Consider the following 17135-nt stretch of genomic DNA (forward strand, 5'->3'; position numbering starts at 1 on the left):
GAGAAGACGCCCAACCGGAACGGCTCGAAGTCGCATCAGCGATGCGGGACCTGCCGGTGACGGGGGGTGACACCCATGCCTCGTCGGAGAGCGGAACGTTTCCGGCGAACGGGACCCTCCCGGAGTCCGGGGCCTTCCCCGGTGAGGGGCGCTTTCAGGACAGAGAGACGTTCAACGGCATACGCCGGGGCGGTCGCACCGCCCTGACCGATGCCGGCGAGACGGTCGCGCTCCCGCGGCCGCCCGCGCAGCGGACCGCTCCCCGCGGTGTCCCGAGACCGGCCGACTTCCGCCGGGCACCGGCACGCGACGAGGAACGGACCACCGTCCTGCCTCCGGTCGCCGAAGCCGAGCGGACCGCCGTGCTGCCCGCGGCCACCGGCCGCGGGCACTCTCCGGCACCGCACCCGGCGGCCGCCGGGCGGACCCCCGCCCCCGCGGGCGCCCGCGGCCCGTGGACGTCCACCGGCACCCTCCGCGATCCCTGGGACGAGTCCGCGACGACCGCGTCCGACTCGATGTCCGCGCCGGCGGCCGGCGCCACCGCCGCGCGGACCGGCGACGCCACGCACGACCCGCACGAGGTGACGGTCCAGCTCGACGCCGTCCAGCTCGGCGACGTACAGCTGAGCCCGGCCGCCGGGGCCGCGCGCGGTGCCGACGCCGACGGGCCGGTCTTCGTCGACGAGTCGGGCCGCCGCAGCCGCCGCTTCCGCCGTATCGGCATGCTGGTGGCCGTCGCCTGCGCGGTCTACGCCGTCGTCATCGTCGCCACCCTGATGTCCGGCAGCTCCGACGCGCCGTGGCTGCCGGTGCCCGGCCAGAACGAGCAGGCTCCGGCCGGCCGGGTCGGCATCTCACCGGCGCCCGCCGACTCGGCCCGGCCCTCCGCCACCGGCACCGGCACCGGAACCGGCAGCGCCGCACCCGACGACACGGTGGCGCCGAGCGACGGCTCCACCGCCGTGCCCGGCGCCACCGCCCAGGTGCCCGACAGCGGCGAGGACGTCGACGTGGTCGACCAGGGCGGCTCGCCCGACGCGCGCCCGTCGGCCGACCAGACCACCAAGGGCACGGGCGGCAAGGACAGTTCGTCCCCCCGCTCCACCCCCTCCACCCCGGAGAACAGCACCGAGACCGCCCCGAGCGGCCCGGCCACCGAAACCGCCGACCCCTCCGAGCCCGCGGCCTCCGGCGGCGGCCTCGGCGGCGCACTCACCCACCGGCCGGTCGCCGAGGGCCCGCAGGCCCCGGCACCCGTCGCGGCGGAGCCGGTGTCCGCCGGCTCCTCGAACCTCCCGTCCCCGGAGCACAACCTCTGATGGCATCCCGTATCCGCCGTCACGGTCCCGCATCAGGAGCCCGTGACGGCTCCCGGCGCCGACGCCTGCCCATGCGCCTGCTGCTGCCGCTGCTCGTCCTCGTCGCGCTCGTGGCGATGCTGATGCTGCGCGGCTACGTCCACAGCGAGATCCTGGCCGACCACCGCATCCAGCCCGAGGCCGCCACCGACAAGGTGCCGGCGAAGATCCTCGAGGGCGGACCGATCATCGACACCCGCAGCGGCCGTACCACCAGCCTGGGCGTCCCCGACCACCGTCTCGTCCTCACCTTCGACGACGGTCCCGACCCCGAGTGGACCCCGAAGGTCCTCGACGTGCTGAAGAAGCACCACGCGCACGCCGTCTTCTTCGTGACCGGCACCATGACCTCCCGCTACCCGGAGCTGGTCAAGCGGATGGTGGACGAGGGCCACGAGGTCGGTCTGCACACCTTCAACCACCCCGACCTGTCCTTCCAGAGCAAGAAGCGCATCGACTGGGAGCTGTCCACCAACCAGCTCGCCATCACCGGCGCCGCCGGCGTGCGCACCTCGCTGTTCCGGCCGCCGTACTCCTCCTTCGCCGACGCCATGGACGACAAGTCCTGGCCGGTCACCGAGTACATCGGCACCCGCGGCTACATCACCGTCGTCAACAACACCGACAGCGAGGACTGGAAGAAGCCCGGCGTCGACGAGATCATCCGCCGGGCCACCCCGCACGGCGGCAAGGGCGCGATCGTCCTGATGCACGACTCCGGCGGCGACCGGCACCAGACCGTGCAGGCGCTGGACACGTTCCTGCCCACGCTCCAGCAGCAGGGCTACCGGTTCGACAACCTCACCGAGGCACTGGGCGCCAACAGCGCCCTCACCCAGGTGTCCGGGCTCGACCTGTGGAAGGGCAAGGCCTGGATCTTCCTGGTCTCCGCCGCGGACGGCATCACGTCCGTGATGGTCGTCGGCCTCGCCGTGATCGGCTTCCTGGTCATCTCCCGGTTCGTGCTGATGCTGCTGCTCTCCGCCGCCCACGCCCGCCGGGTGCGCCGCAAGGGCTTCCGCTGGGGGCCGGCGGTGACCGAACCGGTGTCGGTGCTGGTGCCCGCGTACAACGAGGCCAAGTGCATCGAGAACACGGTGCGTTCCCTCATGGCGAGCGAGCATCCGATCGAGGTCGTCGTCGTCGACGACGGATCCACGGACGGCACCGCGCGGATCGTCGAGGCGATGGGCCTGCCCAACGTGCGGGTCGTGCGCCAGCTGAACGCGGGCAAGCCCGCCGCCCTCAACCGGGGCCTGGCGAACGCCCGGCACGACCTGATCGTGATGATGGACGGCGACACCGTCTTCGAGCCGTCCACGGTCCGCGAACTCGTCCAGCCCTTCGGCGACCCGCGCGTCGGCGCCGTCGCCGGCAACGCCAAGGTGGGCAACCGCGACTCGCTCATCGGCGCCTGGCAGCACATCGAGTACGTGATGGGCTTCAACCTGGACCGCCGGATGTACGACGTCCTGCGCTGCATGCCGACGATCCCGGGCGCGGTCGGGGCGTTCCGCAGGTCCGCCCTCCAGCGCGTGGGCGGCATGAGCGACGACACGCTCGCCGAGGACACCGACATCACGATGGCCCTCCACCGCGACGGCTGGCGGGTCGTCTACGCCGAGAACGCGCGCGCGTGGACCGAGGCCCCCGAGTCCGTGCAGCAGCTGTGGTCCCAGCGCTACCGCTGGTCGTACGGCACCATGCAGGCGATCTGGAAGCACCGCCGGGCCCTGGTGGACCGGGGTCCGTCGGGCCGCTTCGGCCGGGTGGGCCTGCCGCTGGTCTCCCTGTTCATGGTGCTGGCCCCGCTCCTGGCGCCGCTGATCGACGTGTTCCTGCTCTACGGCGTGGTCTTCGGCCCGACCCAGAAGACGATCGTCGCCTGGCTGGGCGTCCTCGCCATCCAGGCGTTCTGCGCGGCCTACGCGTTCCGCCTGGACAAGGAGCGCATGACCCACCTGATCTCGCTGCCCCTGCAGCAGATCCTCTACCGCCAGCTCATGTACGTCGTGCTGCTCCAGTCCTGGATCACGGCGCTCACCGGCGGCCGGCTGCGCTGGCAGAAGCTCCGGCGCACGGGTGTCGTCGAGGCCCCCGGCGGGCCGGTGCCGACCCAGCGCAGACGCCAGAGCAGCAGTGATCGGAGGCCCGTGGCATGACCCACGGATACACGACCGGAACGCCCGAGTCGACGCCGTCGTACGGCTTCCCGCAGCAGCGGACCGCGGAGCCCGCTCCGGCTGCCCAGGGCGCCCCGGCCGCGCAGGGCGCTCCGGCGCCCGCTCCGGCGCCCGCGCCGAAGAAGCCGGGCCGTGACCGCTACCTGGACCTGTTGCGCTCGATCGCGCTGGTCCGCGTGGTCGTCTACCACCTGTTCGGCTGGGCCTGGCTGACGGTCCTGTTCCCCTCCATGGGCGTGATGTTCGCGCTCGCGGGCTCGCTGATGGCGCGTTCCCTGAACCGCCCCGCGGCCGGTGTGATCAAGAGCAGGGTGCGCAGGCTGCTGCCGCCCCTGTGGGCGTTCAGCGTCGTCGCGCTGACCCTGATGTTGGCGGGCGGCTGGAACCCGGTGAAGGACCCGGACAACGGCGGCACCTGGGGCCTGATCAAGCTCGTCGACTACGTGATCCCGTTCGGCGCACCGCCGTTCCCCTGGCACATCGGCTCCAAGTCGGGTCTGCTGGAGGACACCTGGGCGGTGCAGGCGGCCGGCCCGCTCTGGTACCTGCGCGCCTACCTCGTGTTCGTGGTGGCCTCGCCCCTGCTGCTCCGGGCGTTCCGCCGCTTCCCCTGGCCGACCGTGTTCGCCCCGCTGGTGCTGACGGCGATCGTCGGCACGGGCATCGTCACGATCCCCGGCGAGACCGGCAACGCGGTCACGGACTTCGCCGTCTACGGCGGCTGCTGGGTCCTGGGCTTCGCCCACCACGACGGTCTGCTGGCGAAGATCCCCCGCTATGTCGCGGTCTCCGTCTCGGCGCTGCTGATGGCCTTCGGACTGTGGTGGGCCTCCGGCCACCTGGGCCCCGACGGCTGGGACCTCAACGACATCCCGCTCGCCCAGGCCCTGTGGTCGTTCGGGTTCGTGGTGATCCTCCTGCAGTACTCCCCGTCCTGGCAGGAACTGCCCGGCCGGCTGGCCCGCTGGGACAAGCTGGTCACGCTCTCCAACAACCGTGCCGTCACGATCTACCTGTGGCACAACATGCTGATCATGGCCACGGTGCCGATCATCGACCAGGCCTACAACCTGCCGTTCATGCAGAGCGACCGGGCGGTGGCGGCCCTCGACACCACCTACATGATCTGGATGTTCTTCCTGGTCTGGCCGCTGATCGGCCTGACCGTCCTGGCCTTCGGCTGGATCGAGGACATCGCGGCCAAGCGCGGCCCGCGCCTGTGGCCGAACGGGGCGAAGCGGGGCGGGGGCCGGCGCAAGGCGGCCTGACCGGCAATCCCACGGCGCGAGCGCGGTCCTCACCGGCCGCGCTCCGCCCGCGTGAGAGCAACGTTCCCGTCCCTTCACCCGTCGCCACAGGCAGGAAACGCGCCTTCCCTACCTTCGGGACCAGCCAGTCACCGGCATCCGGCCCCGAAGCACCGTGGAGGCGTCATGACAGCCCCGAGCACAGCCCCCGTCGCGAGCAGGAGGGGCCGCTGGATCGAGCACTGGGATCCGGAGGACGAGGCCTTCTGGAAGGAGCGGGGCGAGAGGACCGCCCGGCGGAACCTGTTCTTCTCCGTCCTCTGCGAGCACATCGGGTTCTCGGTCTGGACGATGTGGTCCGTGCTGGTGCTGTTCATGGGCCCGGAGTACGGGCTGAGCCCGGCCGACAAGTTCCTGCTGACCTCGGTGGTCACCCTGGTCGGTGCCGTCGTCCGGGTGCCGTACACCTTCGCCGTGGCGCTCTTCGGCGGCCGGAACTGGACCGTCGTCTCGGCGGCCCTGCTGCTCGTGCCCACCGTCGCCGCGTTCGCGGTGATGGAACCGGGGACCTCCTTCACCACGTTTCTGCTCGTGGGGCTGCTGGCCGGCATCGGCGGCGGCAACTTCGCCTCCTCCATGACCAACATCAACGCCTTCTTCCCGCTGCGGAAGAAAGGGTGGGCGCTCGGTCTCAACGCGGGCGGCGGCAACATCGGCGTGCCCGTCGTCCAGCTCGTCGCGCTCGCCGTCATCGGCGCGAGCGGCGGCCCGCGTGTCCTGCTCGGGATCTACATCCCGCTGATCGTCGTCGCGGCCGTCCTCGCCGCGCTGTTCATGGACAACCTGGCATCCGTGCGCAACGACACCGGCGCGGCCCGGGACGCCGCACGGGACGCCCACACGTGGATCATGGCCTTCCTCTACGTCGGGACGTTCGGGTCCTTCATCGGGTACAGCTTCGCCTTCGGGCAGGTGCTGACGAACCAGTTCGGGCGCACCCCGCTGCAGGCCGCCTACCTCACCTTCATCGGCCCGCTGCTCGGCTCCCTCGTCCGGCCCGTGGGCGGCCGGCTCGCCGACCGGTTCGGCGGTGCCCGGATCACCCTGTGGAACTATGTCGGCATGGCCGCCGCCACCGCCGTCCTCCTCGTCGCCGGCATGCAGAAGTCGCTGGCGGTGTTCGTGCCCGTCTTCGTCGTCCTGTTCGTGCTCAGCGGGCTCGGCAACGGGTCGACGTACAAGATGATCCCCGGCATCTTCCAGGCCAAGGCCCTCGCCCGGGGGCTGACGGGCGAGGAGGCCGCCGGTCATGCGCGACGGCTGTCGGGTGCCGCGATGGGGCTCATCGGGGCGGTGGGCGCGCTGGGCGGCGTCGGCATCAACCTCGCCTTCCGGCAGTCCTTCCTGTCCTACGGCTCCGGCACCGGCGCGTTCGCCGCGTTCCTCGCCTTCTACGGCGCCTGCTTCGCGGTCACCTGGGCCGTATACCTTCGCCGCCCGGCCGGGCGGGTTCCGGCCACGCCGGCCGCATCGGAGACGAAGGACCAGCTCAGCTATGCCGAGGTGTGACGTAACACCGGTGACATCGAGTCGAACCGAGCCTGTCACGAGCTGTTGACAGGCTCGCTCGGCGTGCCGGTCAGCTAGGAGAACCATGGACGACGAAGAGCAGCAGCACGGTCCCCTCGCGGGATTCAGCGTGGGGGTCACCGCGGCACGCCGGGCCGACGAACTGGGCGCCCTGCTCCAGCGGCGCGGTGCCGTCGTGCTGCACGCGCCCGCCCTGCGGATCGTGCCGCTCGCCGACGACGGTGAACTCCTCGCCGCCACCAAGGACATCCTCGACCAGGTGCCGGACGTCGTCGTGGCCACCACCGCGATCGGCTTCCGCGGCTGGGTCGAGGCCGCCGACGGCTGGGGGCTCGGCGAGGAGCTGCTCGGCCGGCTGCGGGGGGCCGAGCTGCTGGCCCGCGGCCCCAAGGTCAAGGGGGCGATCCGGGCGGCCGGGCTGACGGAGGAGTGGTCGCCGTCGTCGGAGTCCATGGCCGAGGTGCTCGACCGGCTCCTGGACGAGGGTGTCGACGGGCGCCGCGTCGCCGTGCAGCTGCACGGCGAGCCGCTGCCCGGGTTCGTGGAGGCGCTCCGGGCCGGGGGAGCGGAGGTCGTGCCGGTGCCGGTGTACCGCTGGCTGCCGCCGGAGGACGTCGGCCCGCTCGACCGGCTGCTGGACGCGGCCGTCTCCCGCGGACTCGACGCCCTCACCTTCACCAGCGCGCCGGCCGCGGTCTCCCTGCTCACGCGGGCGGAGGAGCGGGGCCTGACCGGTGAACTGCTCGCGGCCCTCGGCCACGACGTGCTGGCGGCCTGCGTCGGCCCGGTCACGGCCGTGCCCCTCCAGGCGCGCGGGGTGGACACCGTACAGCCGGAGCGGTTCCGGCTCGGGCCGCTCGTGCAGCTGCTGTGCCAGGAACTGCCGGCCCGGGCGCGGGCGTTGCCGGTCGCCGGGCACCGGGTGGAGATCCGGGGGCACGCGGTGCTGGTGGACGCGGAGCTGAAGCCGGTGCCGCCGGCCGGGATGTCCCTGCTGCGGACGCTGGCCCGGCGGCCGGGCTGGGTGGTGCCACGGGCGGAGCTGCTGCGGGCGCTGCCCGGCGCCGGGCGCGACGAGCACGCGGTGGAGACCGCCATGGCCCGGCTCCGTGGCGCCCTGGGGACGCCGAAGCTGATCCAGACCGTGGTCAAGCGCGGGTACCGGCTGGCGCTGGACCCGGCCGCGGACGCGAAGTACGCGGACGACTAGCGCGGAGCACGCGGACGACCAGGGGGATTCGCTCGGATCCGGCCGGAACGGGCCGCGGTGTCCGGTGCGGGGCGCCGGCCGGGGGAGTGCCGTGCCCGGCGCCGCGGACCGGGGCCGATCCGAACGACAGGCCCTAGCGGGCCGCCCGCGGCCCGTCGGCCGGGGCGGCCGCGCCCGTCCGCAGCAGCGCCCGGGCCAGGCAGCCCAGCGCCACCGTCGACAGCACCGCCCGGACGACGTTCCACGCCACCCACGGGCCCTCGAAGTGCTCCCTGAGCGGGGCCGGGGTGCCCCCGCCCGCCAGCGCGTCGTTCAGCGGGATGCTGAACGCCACGGTGACGAGGAACGCCAGCGTGTACGCCACCAGGGCCGCCCCCGCCCAGCGGCCGCCCGCCGAGCCGCGCAGCTGCCACGCCGAGACCGCCGTCAGCACCAGCGCCCCCATGAAGCTCAGGAAGAACACCGGGTTCTGGATCACGTCGTTGATGTCGCGCATGACCGCGACGTACGTCCGGTCGTCCGCGCGGGCCAGCGCGGGCATCACCGCGCAGGCGAAGGCGTAGAAGACCCCGGCGATCAGCCCCATGGCGACGGTGGCGGCGCCCAGGACGGTCCGGCCGGCCCGTGCCGGCCGCGGTGTTTCCCTCGGATGCGTCATGTCCTCCAGCCAACCCGCACGGCCCCGCCGGGGACATGGCCGAGGCGCGCACCCGCATACGCGGGCGTCCAGCCACGCCGGCGCCCGTCCGCCGTACCGGCGGCGGTACGAGGGGTTCCTCAGACGTGCCCGGGCGGGCACTGTGAGAGGTGCGACGGAACGGTTCCCCCTGTCCTAGGCGGTGACAGGCACATGGCACTGGGTACGGCCACGCCCCCGAACGAGCCGCGGTTCGACGCCGGGCGGATCTGTCTGGATCTCCTCGCGACCGCGCACCCGGCCGAACGGCTGGACGCCGTCGGTCCGTTGCGCGCCTGGATCACCGGCGCCGCACTGGTGCCGCCGGGCACACCGCTGGGCCACGCCGACGCCTCCTGGCTGGTGGGCTTCAGGGAACTGCGCGGACAGGTCGGGCAGTTGGTGCGCACCCCGCAGACGGCCGACCCGCGGACGTACGAACGCGCGCTCGCCCGGGTCAACGAGACCGCCCGCGCCGCGCCGCCCGCCCCGCGCGCGGTGCGCGGCGCCGACGGCACGCTGGTCCGGGAGCTGGCCGGTCCGCCGGAGTGCGCGGCCCTGCTCGCGGTGGTCGCCCGGGACGCGGTCGAGCTGCTCACCGACCCCGTCGCGCGGGCCGCCGTGCGCGAGTGCGAGGGCGACAACTGCCCGCTCGTGTACCTGGACACCTCCCGCGGGCGGCGCCGGCGCTGGTGCTCCAGCGAGGTCTGCGGCAACCGCGAGCGGGTCGCCCGGCACCGGCGCCGGGCGGCGCTCGCCCGCGCCTGAGGGGCCCCGCGGGGCCCATATCGCAAGTGATTTCGGTTACACCGCGTTTTTGTTGGTGTCTACACGGGTAGTTCGCAGGGCCTCCGGCGATGTGTCGGAAATGTAAAGATCACGCGGTGGGAATGTGCACCCATGTCCCCCTCGTCACGTCACCGCAGAGAAATCTGTCACTCCGGTTTGAACGCCTGGCCCCTTCCTTCCGTACGGGTGGGCGAGCGACCGACTGGGGGAACCCCCGGACACCGGAGGTGGGCGTGCGCAAGGATGCGGCCGTGGCCAATGAACGTGGATCGAGGGCCCGACATCGCATGTCCTCAATGCCCTCGGAACCTGACGAGGAGCTGATGCGTGCCCTGTACCGGGAGCACGCCGGACCTCTGCTCGCGTATGTCCTCCGGCTGGTCGCCGGTGATCGGCAGCGCGCCGAGGACGTCGTACAGGAAACGCTCATCCGTGCCTGGAAGAACGCCGGTCAGCTCAATCGGGCGACCGGATCGGTACGCCCCTGGCTGGTGACGGTCGCGCGCCGCATCGTCATCGACGGCCACCGCAGCCGGCAGGCCCGGCCGCAGGAGGTCGATCCGTCGCCGCTGGAGGTCATCCCCGCGGAGGACGAGATCGACAAGGCGCTGTGGCTGATGACGCTGTCGGACGCGCTCGACGACCTGACCCCGGCCCACCGGGAGGTCCTCGTCGAGACGTACTTCAAGGGGCGTACCGTCAACGAGGCGGCCGAGACGCTGGGCATTCCGAGTGGCACCGTCCGCTCCCGGGTGTTCTACGCCCTGCGGTCGATGAAGCTGGCACTGGAGGAGCGGGGGGTGACGGCGTGATGAGCAGCGGATACGGGGGAATGCAAGGATTCGGACCGGGTGGTCCGGGTATTTCTGGACCCATGAACCCCGGCCAGGGATCTTCGGTGCCGAGCGAGCACGAGACCGTCGGTGCCTACGCCCTCGGGATTCTCGACGACGCCGAGGCAACCGCTTTCGAGACCCATCTCGCCGGCTGCGAGTGGTGCGCCCAGCAGCTGGACGAACTGGCGGGGATGGAGCCGATGCTGGCCGCGCTCGCGGACCTGCCGGGCTCCGGCAGCACCCCGGCGATCGGCGAGTCGCTGTCGGCGAAGCCCAGCCCCCGGCTGGTGGAGAAGCTGGTCGACGAGGTCTCCGAGCACCGCGCCCAGAAGCGCCGGCGCAGCTTCTACATGATCGCGGCGGCGGCCGCGCTGATCATCGCCGGCCCGCTCGCCGCGGTGGCGGTGAACAGCGGCTCGGACAGCGGTGGGCAGGTCACCGCCTCCCCGGCCCAGGACCAGTTCCGGACCATGACCGACAAGGCGTCGGGCACCGACCCGTCGACCCACGTCAGCGCCACCGTCGGCATGGCGCAGAAGGCCTGGGGCACCCAGGCGGTCCTGGAGCTGAAGAACGTCAAGGGCCCGCTCAAGTGCTCCCTGGTCCTGGTCGCGAAGAACGGCCAGCGCGTCACCATGTCGTCGTGGTCCGTGCCGAACTGGGGCTACGGCATCCAGGACGGCAAGACACCGGAGTCCAAGAAGCCCCTCTACATCGGCGGAGCCGCGGCCTTCCAGCCGAACGAGATCGACCACTTCGAGGTCGTCACCTTCGAGGGCAAGAAGCTCGTCCAGGTGGACGCGTAGACGGCGTAGCTTTGTCGGGTCCCCTTCGCGTACGGTTGACGGCTGCCCAGCACGTCAGAAGGGGGCCCGGTGGCCGCTCAGGTTCAGCAGTCCGCGGTCGACCCGGTACACGGCGAAGACTCCGTCCGTGACCGGGAGATCAGCGTCGAACAGGAACACCTGGACCGGGTGTACCAGCGGCTCGAGGAGAAGATCCACGAAGCCGAGTTCCTGATGCACGACGCGGCCAAGCGGGGCCAGGTGGGCACCCCGGGCGCGCTGGCCGAGCGGGACGCGCAGGTCTTCCGGGCCGGCATCCACCTGAACCGGCTCAACAACGAGTTCGAGGACTTCCTCTTCGGCCGTATCGACCTGCTGCTCGGCAAGGACGGCAAGAAGGGCCCCGACGGCGCGTACACGGCGGTGGAGCCGGCCGAGGGCGCCGTGCGGCCGGACAACACCGCCGACATCGCCGAGACCCTGCACATCGGCCGCATCGGCGTCCTCGACCAGGACTACTCCCCGCTGGTCATCGACTGGCGGGCGCCCGCGGCCGCACCCTTCTACCGGGCCACGCCCGTCGACCCCGGCCGGGTCGTCAGGCGCCGGGTCATCCGCTCCAAGGGCCGCCGGGTCCTCGGCGTCGAGGACGACCTGATGCGCCCCGAGCTGACCGCCAGCCTCGACGGCCGCATCCTGCCCGCGATCGGCGACGGCGCCCTCATGGCCGCCCTCGGACAGGCCCGCAGCCACACCATGCGGGACATCGTCTCGTCCATCCAGGCGGAGCAGGACCTGGTCATCCGCGCCCCCGCCGCCTCCGTCACCTACGTGGAGGGCGGCCCCGGCACCGGCAAGACCGCAGTCGCCCTGCACCGCGCGGCCTACCTGCTCTACCAGGACCGCAGACGCTACGCGGGGGGCATCCTGATCGTCTCCCCGACCCCGCTGCTCGTCGCCTACACCGAGGGCGTGCTGCCCTCGCTCGGCGAGGAGGGCCAGGTCGCGATCCGCGCGATCGGCTCCCTGGTCGACGGCGCGGAGGCCACCCTCTACGACTCCCCGTCCGTGGCCCGCGCCAAGGGCTCGTACCGGATGCTGAAGGTGCTGCGGAAGGCGGCCCGCGGCGCCCTGGAACTGGGCCCCGGCGGTGGCGCGCCCGCCGGGCAGCTCGCCCTCGACGACGACATCGAGGCCGACGCCGCGCCCGCGAGCGGCCCGCCGGCCCGGCTGCGGGTGGTCGCCTTCAACCGCCGCCTCGAACTGGAGGCCGGTGAGCTGGAACGCATCCGCCGCAACGCCCTCGGCGGCACCGCGCCGGTCAACCTGCTCCGCCCGCGCGCCCGCAAGCTGCTGCTGGACGCCCTGTGGGCGAGATCCGGCGCCGCGGGCCGGCACACCGACCCGGAGCTCGCCGCCGAACTGCGCTCCTCCTTCGACGAGGACGTCGCGAGCGAGGACCCCTTCATCGCGTTCCTCGACGCCTGGTGGCCCGAGCTGACCCCCAAGGCGGTGCTCGCCGCCATGGCGGACGAGAAGCGCCTCGGCCGCTGGGCCCGCCGCATCCTCAACCCCGGCGAGGTCCGCAAGGTCGCCCGCGCCCTGAAGCGGGACGGTCACTCGGTGCACGACATCGCCATGCTGGACGAGTTGCAGGCGATCCTCGGCGCCCCGGCCCGCCCCCGCAAGAAGCGCGAATTCGACCCGTTGGACCAGCTCACCGGCCTGGAGGAGCTGATGCCGGTGCGCGAGGAGTCGCAGCGGGAGCGCGCCGAGCGCCTCGCGCAGGAGCGCACCGAGTACGCGCACGTCATCGTGGACGAGGCGCAGGACCTCACCCCGATGCAGTGGCGCATGGTCGGCCGCCGCGGGCGGCACGCCACCTGGACGGTCGTCGGCGACCCGGCCCAGTCCTCCTGGTCCGACCCGGACGAGGCGGCCGAGGCCCGCGACGAGGCCCTCGGCACCCGCCCCCGGCGCCGCTTCCAGCTCACTGTGAACTACCGCAACCCCGCCGAGATCGCCGAGCTGGCCGCGAGGGTCCTCGCGCTCGCCATGCCCGGCTCCGAGGCGCCGTCGGCCGTACGGTCCACCGGGGTCGAGCCGCGCTTCACCGTCGTGCGGGACTCCCTTCCGCGGACCGTGCGGGCCGAGGCCGAGCGGCTCCTCGCGGCCGTGGACGGCACGATCGGCGTGGTCGTCGCGATGAACCGGCGCGAGGAGGCCCGCCGCTGGCTGGCCGGGCTCGGCGACCGGGTCGTGGCGCTCGGCAGCCTGGAGGCCAAGGGCCTGGAGTACGACGCCACCGTCGTCGTCTCGCCCGCGGAGATCGCCGACGAGTCCCCGGCCGGGCTGCGCGTGCTGTACGTGGCGCTGACCCGGGCCACCCAGCAGCTGACGGTGGTGTCGGCGGAGCGGGACGAGCCGGACGAGGCCGGGGTGCCCGACCTGCTCAGGGACTGATTCCTGTGAACTCGGCGCAGAAGGAATGGCCCCGGGCATCCGTTTGTTAGCCTTGACGTGGCACCGGCCCGATCCAAGCCCCCGGGCCCAACCTTCGTCCCTCAGAGGGACCACTTGCCGCGAGGCGAGCATGGCGGGTCGGTGTCATTGAGCGTTCGAGAGGCCCACGTCCGATGTGACGTGGGCCTCTCCCTTTGTGTCCCGACCCCCTGGCACGGACTGATCGATTCTCGTATGGTGGAAGTCGTTTTCCGAAACCGGCCACCCCGTCGGAAGCCCTGTGTGAACAAAACGTCCGCAACCCAGGGCGACTACCGCGTACTGAGCGGTAGGTGCGACGATCGGACGGCACAATTCGCGACACGGTGAAAGCAGAGGAAGTCGGCCATGGCAACGGCGCCCAGCGTCTCCTACTCGATGACCATCCGGCTGGAGGTGCCCGCGAGCGGAACCGCCGTCTCGCAGCTCACCACCGCCGTGGAGTCCTCCGGAGGCTCGGTGACCGGCCTCGACGTCACCGCGTCCGGCCACGAGAAGCTCCGCATCGACGTCACCATCGCGGCCTCCTCGACCGCACACGCCGACGAGATCGTCGAGAAGCTCCGCGGCATCGAGGGCGTCACCCTGGGCAAGGTCTCCGACCGTACGTTCCTCATGCACCTCGGCGGCAAGATCGAGATGGCGTCGAAGCACCCCATCCGCAACCGTGACGACCTGTCCATGGTCTACACGCCGGGTGTCGCGCGCGTCTGCATGGCCATCGCCCAGAACCCCGAGGACGCCCGCCGCCTCACCATCAAGCGCAACTCCGTTGCGGTCGTGACGGACGGCTCCGCCGTGCTCGGCCTCGGCAACATCGGTCCCAAGGCCGCGCTGCCCGTCATGGAGGGCAAGGCGGCCCTCTTCAAGCGGTTCGCCGGCATCGACGCCTGGCCGATCTGCCTGGACACCCAGGACACCGACGCGATCGTGGAGATCGTCAAGGCGATCGCCCCCGGGTTCGCCGGCATCAACCTCGAGGACATCTCCGCCCCGCGCTGCTTCGAGATCGAGGCCCGGCTGCGCGAGGCCCTCGACATCCCCGTCTTCCACGACGACCAGCACGGCACGGCCATCGTCGTCCTCGCCGCCCTGACCAACGCCCTGCGGGTGACGGAGAAGGCCATCGAGAACATCCGGGTCGTGATGTCCGGTGCCGGCGCCGCCGGTACCGCCATCCTGAAGCTGCTCCTCGCGGCGGGCGTGAAGAACGCCGTCGTCGCCGACATCCACGGTGTGGTCCACGCCGACCGCGCCGACCTGGTGGACGCCCCGGCCGACTCGCCGCTGCGCTGGATCGCCGACAACACCAACCCCGAGGGCCTCACCGGCACCCTGAAGGAGGCCGTGCGCGGCGCCGACGTCTTCATCGGCGTCTCCGCCCCGAACGTCCTCGACGGCGACGACGTGGCCGCCATGGCCGACGGCGCCATCGTGTTCGCGCTCGCGAACCCCGACCCGGAGGTGGAACCCGCGATCGCCCGCCAGACGGCGGCCGTCGTGGCCACCGGCCGCTCCGACTTCCCGAACCAGATCAACAACGTGCTGGTCTTCCCGGGTGTCTTCCGCGGCCTGCTGGACGCCCAGTCCCGCACCGTCAACACGGAGATGATGCTCGCCGCCGCCAAGGCCCTCGCCGACGTGGTCACCGAGGACGAGCTGAACCCCAACTACATCGTCCCGAGCGTCTTCAACGACAAGGTCGCGGGCGCCGTGGCCGGTGCGGTCCGCGAGGCCGCGAAGGCGGCCGGAGCGACGGTCTGACCACGTCGTGCCGTACTGTGCAGGGGCTGTGAGGATCACCACGGCGGCCCCCGCACCGGCGCGTCGTGGAACCTCTCGATGCCGGGCGCACTCTAGGGTGACGGCCGAGCAGGCGCTTTTCGTGTGACTCCCCAGGGTGTTCTCACGACTCCTACGGGTGCCGGATTGGCTTTCGCGCCGCTGGTAGGGGCAGGATGCGTCCCTGGGCGCGAGCGCATCGGCATCGCAGTGCCTCGGGCGGCTCCGCCGCGTGGCACACCCCAACGGCAAGAAAACACGGGAGTAACAACATGAACCGCAGTGAGCTGGTGGCCGCGCTGGCCGACCGTGCCGAGGTGACCCGCAAGGACGCCGACGCCGTGCTGGCCGCGTTCGCCGAGACCGTCGGCGAGATCGTCGCCAAGGGCGACGAGAAGGTCACCATCCCCGGCTTCCTGACCTTCGAGCGCACCCATCGTGCCGCTCGTACCGCGCGCAACCCGCAGACCGGCGAGCCCATCAACATCCCCGCCGGCTACAGCGTCAAGGTCACCGCGGGCTCCAAGCTCAAGGAAGCCGCCAAGGGCAAGTAAGCGCAAGCGTTCCGCTGTGGCCGCGGTCCCGGCCGAGCGCCGCGGGGCGGCTGCGGACCGGCTGAGGCCGGTCGCGCAGTTCCCCGCGCCCCCACGGGCGCACCACAGCCGAAGACGCCGAAAAGGGCGGCCCCTCCCGTCGAGGAGGGGCCGCCCTTTGCCGTTGCGCGGTGCGAACGCCTAGCCGAGCGCCTTGCCCGGCAGTTCCACCTTCGCGCCGAGCTCCATGAGCTTCTCCATGAAGTTCTCGTAGCCCCGGTTGATCAGCTCGATGCCGTGGACGCGCGAGGTGCCCTCGGCCGCGAGGGCCGCGATGAGGTACGAGAAGCCGCCGCGCAGGTCGGGGATGACCAGGTCGGAGCCCTGGAGCCGGGTCGGTCCGGAGACGACCGCGGAGTGCAGGAAGTTGCGCTGGCCGAAGCGGCAGTCGGAGCCGCCGAGGCACTCGCGGTACAGCTGGATGTGGGCGCCCATCTGGTTCAGGGCGGAGGTGAAGCCCAGCCGGGACTCGTACACCGTCTCGTGGATGATGGACAGGCCCGTGGCCTGCGTCAGGGCCACCACCAGCGGCTGCTGCCAGTCGGTCTGGAAGCCGGGGTGCACGTCCGTCTCCAGCGCGATGGACTTCAGCTGGCCGCCCGGGTGCCAGAAGCGGATGCCCTCGTCGTCGATCTCGAAGGCACCGCCCACCTTCCGGTAGGTGTTCAGGAACGTCATCATCGAGCGCTGCTGGGCGCCGCGGACGTAGATGTTGCCGTTGGTCGCGAGAGCCGCCGACGCCCAGGACGCGGCCTCCAGCCGGTCCGACAGGGCGCGGTGGGTGTAGCCGCCGAGCTTGTCCACACCGGTGATGCGGATCGTGCGGTCGGTGTCCATCGCGATGATCGCGCCCATCTTCTGCAGTACGCAGATGAGGTCCTCGATCTCCGGCTCGACGGCCGCGTTGGACAGCTCGGTCACGCCCTCGGCCAGGACGGCCGTCAGCAGCACCTGCTCGGTCGCGCCGACGGACGGGTAGGGCAGCCGGATCTTCGTGCCGCGCAGCCGCTGCGGGGCCTCCAGGTACTGGCCGTCCGCCCGCTTCTCGATCGTCGCGCCGAACTGGCGCAGCACGTCGAAGTGGAAGTCGATGGGCCGGCCGCCGATGTCGCAGCCGCCGAGGCCGGGGATGAAGGCGTGGCCGAGGCGGTGCAGCAGCGGGCCGCAGAACAGGATCGGGATCCGGCTGGAACCCGCGTGGGCATCGATGTCAGCCACGTTGGCGCTCTCGACGTGCGTCGGGTCGAGCACCAGCTCGCCGGGTTCCTCGCCCGGACGGACCGTCACGCCGTGCAGCTGGAGCAGGCCGCGCACGACCCGCACGTCACGGATGTCGGGAACGTTGCGCAGCCGGCTCGGCTCGCTGCCCAGCAGGGCGGCGACCATGGCCTTCGGTACGAGGTTCTTCGCACCGCGGACACGGATCTCGCCCTCCAGCGGGGTTCCGCCGTGGACAAGCAGGACATCGTCGTTGACGGTCATGAATCTCGCGTTCCGATGAGTTGGGCAGGGGCCGGCCGATCACTGTGCGCAGAGGCCGGGAAGACAGGGTAATCGCCGATTACCCCCCGTCCGTAAGCC

At 72.0% G+C, this 17135-nt stretch carries 13 protein-coding genes; 11 read left to right on the forward strand and 2 right to left on the reverse strand.

Translation table 11 applies throughout. The features are described 5' to 3' along the window. The first annotated feature begins 56 nt into the window (after positions 1 to 56). The 5 genes from BLW57_RS41490 to BLW57_RS23745 all read left to right on the forward strand — a co-directional run bounded on the left by BLW57_RS41490 (position 57) and on the right by BLW57_RS23745 (position 7591). Positions 57 to 1322 carry a hypothetical protein gene (locus tag BLW57_RS41490; protein WP_176985698.1) on the forward strand — a complete coding sequence of 422 codons (1266 nt, stop codon included), beginning with the start codon at positions 57 to 59 and terminating at the stop codon, positions 1320 to 1322. Next, positions 1322 to 3523, forward strand: coding sequence for a bifunctional polysaccharide deacetylase/glycosyltransferase family 2 protein (locus tag BLW57_RS23730; protein ID WP_093477277.1), 2202 nt, complete (start codon positions 1322 to 1324; stop codon positions 3521 to 3523). The genes BLW57_RS41490 and BLW57_RS23730 overlap by 1 nt, the downstream gene beginning before the upstream one ends. Further along, positions 3520 to 4812: an acyltransferase family protein gene (locus tag BLW57_RS23735; RefSeq protein ID WP_093477280.1), complete on the forward strand. Its 1293-nt coding sequence runs from the start codon at positions 3520 to 3522 to the stop codon at positions 4810 to 4812. The genes BLW57_RS23730 and BLW57_RS23735 overlap by 4 nt, the downstream gene beginning before the upstream one ends. 165 nt (positions 4813 to 4977) lie before the next feature. Beyond that, on the forward strand, positions 4978 to 6360 hold the full coding sequence (locus BLW57_RS23740) for a nitrate/nitrite transporter (RefSeq protein ID WP_093477282.1): 1383 nt from the start codon (positions 4978 to 4980) through the stop codon (positions 6358 to 6360). Between the two features lie 85 nt (positions 6361 to 6445). Continuing rightward, positions 6446 to 7591, forward strand: coding sequence for a uroporphyrinogen-III synthase (locus BLW57_RS23745; RefSeq protein WP_093477284.1), 1146 nt, complete (start codon positions 6446 to 6448; stop codon positions 7589 to 7591). A gap of 133 nt (positions 7592 to 7724) precedes the next feature. Here the strand turns inward: BLW57_RS23745 and BLW57_RS23750 are convergent, their stop codons facing one another. Continuing rightward, positions 7725 to 8249 carry an anthrone oxygenase family protein gene (locus BLW57_RS23750; protein ID WP_256339565.1) on the reverse strand — a complete coding sequence of 175 codons (525 nt, stop codon included), beginning with the start codon at positions 8247 to 8249 and terminating at the stop codon, positions 7725 to 7727. Positions 8250 to 8441: 192 nt separating this feature from the next. Between BLW57_RS23750 and BLW57_RS23755 the strand changes: the two genes are divergently transcribed. From BLW57_RS23755 to BLW57_RS23780, 6 genes are all read left to right on the forward strand, one after another. Continuing rightward, positions 8442 to 9035 (forward strand): CGNR zinc finger domain-containing protein, encoded by a 594-nt coding sequence (locus BLW57_RS23755; protein ID WP_093477287.1) that lies wholly within the window; start codon positions 8442 to 8444, stop codon positions 9033 to 9035. 248 nt (positions 9036 to 9283) lie between these two features. Continuing rightward, positions 9284 to 9868, forward strand: a complete 585-nt coding sequence (locus BLW57_RS23760; protein ID WP_073900196.1) for a sigma-70 family RNA polymerase sigma factor — start codon at positions 9284 to 9286, stop codon at positions 9866 to 9868. 86 nt (positions 9869 to 9954) lie between these two features. Next, positions 9955 to 10698: an anti-sigma factor family protein gene (locus BLW57_RS23765; protein WP_093480843.1), complete on the forward strand. Its 744-nt coding sequence runs from the start codon at positions 9955 to 9957 to the stop codon at positions 10696 to 10698. A gap of 69 nt (positions 10699 to 10767) precedes the next feature. Next, the gene (locus BLW57_RS23770; RefSeq protein ID WP_093477289.1) at positions 10768 to 13140 is read left to right on the forward strand and encodes a HelD family protein; all 2373 of its coding nucleotides are present in this window, start codon (positions 10768 to 10770) and stop codon (positions 13138 to 13140) included. A 387-nt stretch (positions 13141 to 13527) separates the two neighbouring features. Continuing rightward, the gene (locus BLW57_RS23775; RefSeq protein WP_093477292.1) at positions 13528 to 14943 is read left to right on the forward strand and encodes an NAD-dependent malic enzyme; all 1416 of its coding nucleotides are present in this window, start codon (positions 13528 to 13530) and stop codon (positions 14941 to 14943) included. Between the two features lie 290 nt (positions 14944 to 15233). Continuing rightward, positions 15234 to 15515 carry an HU family DNA-binding protein gene (locus BLW57_RS23780; RefSeq protein WP_023550134.1) on the forward strand — a complete coding sequence of 94 codons (282 nt, stop codon included), beginning with the start codon at positions 15234 to 15236 and terminating at the stop codon, positions 15513 to 15515. A gap of 180 nt (positions 15516 to 15695) precedes the next feature. Here the strand turns inward: BLW57_RS23780 and murA are convergent, their stop codons facing one another. Further along, positions 15696 to 17036, reverse strand: a complete 1341-nt coding sequence (gene murA / locus BLW57_RS23785; RefSeq protein ID WP_093477295.1) for a UDP-N-acetylglucosamine 1-carboxyvinyltransferase — start codon at positions 17034 to 17036, stop codon at positions 15696 to 15698. Positions 17037 to 17135 lie beyond the last annotated feature (99 nt).

It is taken from the genome of Streptomyces sp. 1222.5, assembly GCF_900105245.1.
GTDB lineage: Bacteria > Actinomycetota > Actinomycetes > Streptomycetales > Streptomycetaceae > Streptomyces > Streptomyces albidocamelliae.

What these genes read in the sequence shown, in the direction of transcription:
- BLW57_RS23780 (WP_023550134.1), top strand. Translation starts at nt 15,234, where the DNA reads ATGAACCGCAGTGAGCTGGTGGCCGCGCTGGCCGACCGTGCCGAGGTG.
- BLW57_RS23740 (WP_093477282.1), top strand. Translation starts at nt 4,978, where the DNA reads ATGACAGCCCCGAGCACAGCCCCCGTCGCGAGCAGGAGGGGCCGCTGG.
- BLW57_RS23750 (WP_256339565.1), bottom strand. Translation starts at nt 8,249, where the DNA reads ATGACGCATCCGAGGGAAACACCGCGGCCGGCACGGGCCGGCCGGACC.
- murA (WP_093477295.1), bottom strand. Translation starts at nt 17,036, where the DNA reads ATGACCGTCAACGACGATGTCCTGCTTGTCCACGGCGGAACCCCGCTG.
- BLW57_RS23735 (WP_093477280.1), top strand. Translation starts at nt 3,520, where the DNA reads ATGACCCACGGATACACGACCGGAACGCCCGAGTCGACGCCGTCGTAC.
- BLW57_RS23755 (WP_093477287.1), top strand. Translation starts at nt 8,442, where the DNA reads ATGGCACTGGGTACGGCCACGCCCCCGAACGAGCCGCGGTTCGACGCC.
- BLW57_RS23745 (WP_093477284.1), top strand. Translation starts at nt 6,446, where the DNA reads ATGGACGACGAAGAGCAGCAGCACGGTCCCCTCGCGGGATTCAGCGTG.
- BLW57_RS23730 (WP_093477277.1), top strand. Translation starts at nt 1,322, where the DNA reads ATGGCATCCCGTATCCGCCGTCACGGTCCCGCATCAGGAGCCCGTGAC.
- BLW57_RS23775 (WP_093477292.1), top strand. Translation starts at nt 13,528, where the DNA reads ATGGCAACGGCGCCCAGCGTCTCCTACTCGATGACCATCCGGCTGGAG.